Genomic DNA, 2,538 nt, shown 5'->3' with positions numbered 1-2,538 from the left:
GTGCCAGGCGACCGTGCCGGCGCTCGGCGCGCTCGCGCTGCGGGCGGCGCGCGGTCTCCCCTCGCCCGCGAGCGTCACGCTGATCGGCGGCCCGCTCGATGCGCGCCGGAATCCGAGTGCGCTCGGCACCGCCGCTGCCGCCCATTCGCTCGGCTGGTGCCGCCGCCACCTGATCGACGTCGTGCCGCCCGGCTTCGCGGGGCACGGCCGCCACGTGTTTCCCACCTATCTGCAACAGGGCGAGATCGCGCTCGTGTACCCGCAGCGCTTCCTGTCGCTGATCGAAGCGTACGCGCTGGCCGCGTCGCGCTTCGACGTGACCGGACTCGCCGGCGCGCGGCGCGCGCTGCTCGAATACACGGCGCTGCTCGACATGCCGGCCGAGTATTTCCTGGATACGGTCGACATCGTGTTCCAGCGCATGAGCCTCGCGCTCGGCACGTGGGACGTGGGCGGCCGGCGCGTCGAGCCGGCGGCTATGCGCGGCATCGTCCTGCTGACCGTCGAAGGCGCATGCGACAAGGTCACGGGCGCCGGCCAGACACATGCGGCGCTCGACCTGTGCAGCGGCCTCGCCGACGACGAGCGCTTTCGCATCGACATCGACGACTGCGATCACTACGGGCTGTTTACGGGGGCACGCTGGCACGGGGACGTGCATCCGATGCTGCAGCGCGTGTTCGCGTGGGCCGAAGCCCGCCGCCCTCGCCCGCGCCGCATCCGGCGGACGTGATGCCGAATCAGCGCCGCGCCGCGTCGAGCAAGGCGCGCACCTCGTCGTCACTCGTCTGCTCGAAGCGCACGTAGAACTGGCTGATCCCGAAGAACACCAGCGGCAGCATCACCGTGACGAACGCGTCGGCCAGATCGTCGAACCCATGCCGTGTACCTGCCGGCGCGACCGGTGCAGCCGCGATGATCCGCGCCGGATGACGCTCACGTAACGCCTGCAGCGCGACACGCATCGACGCGCCGGTCGCGACGCCGTCGTCGACGACGATCGCAATGCGCCCTTCGACCGGCAGCGGCGGCTCGGCGCCGCGGTACAACGCTTCGCGTCGATGCAGCTCGGCCGTCTCGCGCGCGATCACGTCGGCGAGCTCGGCGTCGGGCACGTTCATCGAGCGGAGCACCGAACGCTGCAGATGAATCGCCCCGCCCGTCGCGATCGCGCCCATCGCGAGCTCGGGATCGTACGGCACGCCGAGCTTGCGCACGACCAGCACGTCGAGCGGTGCATGCAGCGCACACGCGACCGGATAGGCGACGGGCACGCCGCCGCGCGGCAACGCGAGCACGACGACATCGCCTCGCCCCGCGTATTCGCGCAAAGCACCGGCCAGCTGGCAGCCGGCATCGGCGCGATCGGCAAAACACTCGAACACGATCGGCTCCCTGCCGTTGCGCCGGATGCGCGAAACCCGCGTCGGCGCCTGTCAACGAGCATGGTTCATCGGCCGCGCCGATGCAAGCAGGGTCACACCGGCACGCGCGGCGCCGACGGAAAGGGTCAGAGGCCGCCGGCCTGCCGGTACAGCCGCCAGAACGACTGGGCATAGGATTGCGCGAGCTCGGGCGCACGCTGGAACACGTTCACCGTTTCCGCGTGTGCGGCCGCGCCTTCGGACAGCGTGGTCAGCGCGACGCTGTCGTCGACGATCACGAAGCGCGGGGCGGGATCGCCGTGCCGCGAATCGATCGCCACGTCGATACCGGAAGATTTCAGATAGCCCGCGCCGCTGTACCGGCCCGCGCGCGGCGAACGCACGAGCACGACACGCACCTCGACCCCGCGCGCGCGGGCCGCGCGCAGCGCGCTCGCGACCGCCGGCGGCACGTGCGTGTAGCCGGCCAGCAGCACGCGGCGCTGCGCCTGCCCGATCAGGTCGACGGTCGCGTCGGCCGCTGCATTGTCATACGAAAAGTATGTGCCGACCGATGCGGCATCGGACGGAATCTGGGCGGCGTGGGCGCTCGCCGCGCAGCAAAGCGCGGCGAGAAGGAAGGCGGCTGGTCTCATGGCGGGCGCCATTGTAGCGACGCCAATTCGTGTGGCAAGCACCACCTGAGAGGCTGCTGCGCCGGCGCAACACACAGCGCAAAACGGGTGCCCGGCGAACGGGGCAGCGCGCGTTTTTCATGCGGCCGATCAGCCCGCCGCGACGCGTGAGAGCCAGCTCGCCACGCCGTCGACGGAACGGAAATCCGCGAGGCTGCGCGCCGGCAGCGCCGGATAGGCACCCCCGGCCATCTCGGCCAGCGCGCGGCCGGGACCAAGCTCGAGGAACGCGGTCGCACCGGCCTCCACGCACGCGGCCAGACAGGCCGCCCACTCGACCGGCTCCGCGATCTGCCGCGCAAGCTTGTCGAGGCCGGCGTCGACGTCCAGCACCGATGCGCCATCGATCCCCGAAAACAGCCGCGTGCCGGGCAGAGGCCGCCGTACGTCGGTCGCGGCGAGCGACGCGCGAAACACCGGCACGGCCGCGGCGAGCCGGCGCGTGTGCGACGCGATCCGCACGCAGACGGGCGCGACGC

The 2,538-nt window shown here is 71.6% G+C and carries 2 protein-coding genes and 2 pseudogenes; 1 reads left to right on the top strand and 3 read right to left on the bottom strand.

The annotated features are described in order from the left end of the window. Positions 1-733: pseudogene (locus G3N98_RS38985) on the top strand (polyhydroxyalkanoate depolymerase); the annotation flags it as partial. A gap of 7 nt (positions 734-740) precedes the next feature. Here the strand turns inward: G3N98_RS38985 and G3N98_RS38980 are convergent. The 3 genes and pseudogenes from G3N98_RS38980 to G3N98_RS38970 all read right to left on the bottom strand — a co-directional run. Continuing rightward, a complete protein-coding gene (locus G3N98_RS38980) occupies positions 741-1,385 on the bottom strand; it encodes a phosphoribosyltransferase family protein (protein ID WP_206151094.1) in 645 nt (214 codons plus the stop codon). A 125-nt stretch (positions 1,386-1,510) separates the two neighbouring features. Then, positions 1,511-2,032: a phospholipase D-like domain-containing protein gene (locus G3N98_RS38975; RefSeq protein WP_069247634.1), complete on the bottom strand. Its 522-nt coding sequence runs from the start codon at positions 2,030-2,032 to the stop codon at positions 1,511-1,513. 117 nt (positions 2,033-2,149) lie between these two features. After that, positions 2,150-2,538 (bottom strand): annotated as a pseudogene (locus tag G3N98_RS38970) (malonate decarboxylase subunit epsilon); the annotation flags it as partial.

The sequence above is a fragment of the Burkholderia sp. Tr-20390 genome (genome assembly GCF_017104595.1).
Taxonomy (GTDB): domain Bacteria; phylum Pseudomonadota; class Gammaproteobacteria; order Burkholderiales; family Burkholderiaceae; genus Burkholderia.
The sequence above is the reverse complement of the archived record's forward strand: the minus strand, read 5'-3'. Positions and strand labels throughout refer to the sequence as shown.

Excerpts from the sequence above, each read along its gene's own strand:
- G3N98_RS38975 (WP_069247634.1), bottom strand. The coding sequence starts at position 2,032 with ATGGCGCCCGCCATGAGACCAGCCGCCTTCCTTCTCGCCGCGCTTTGC.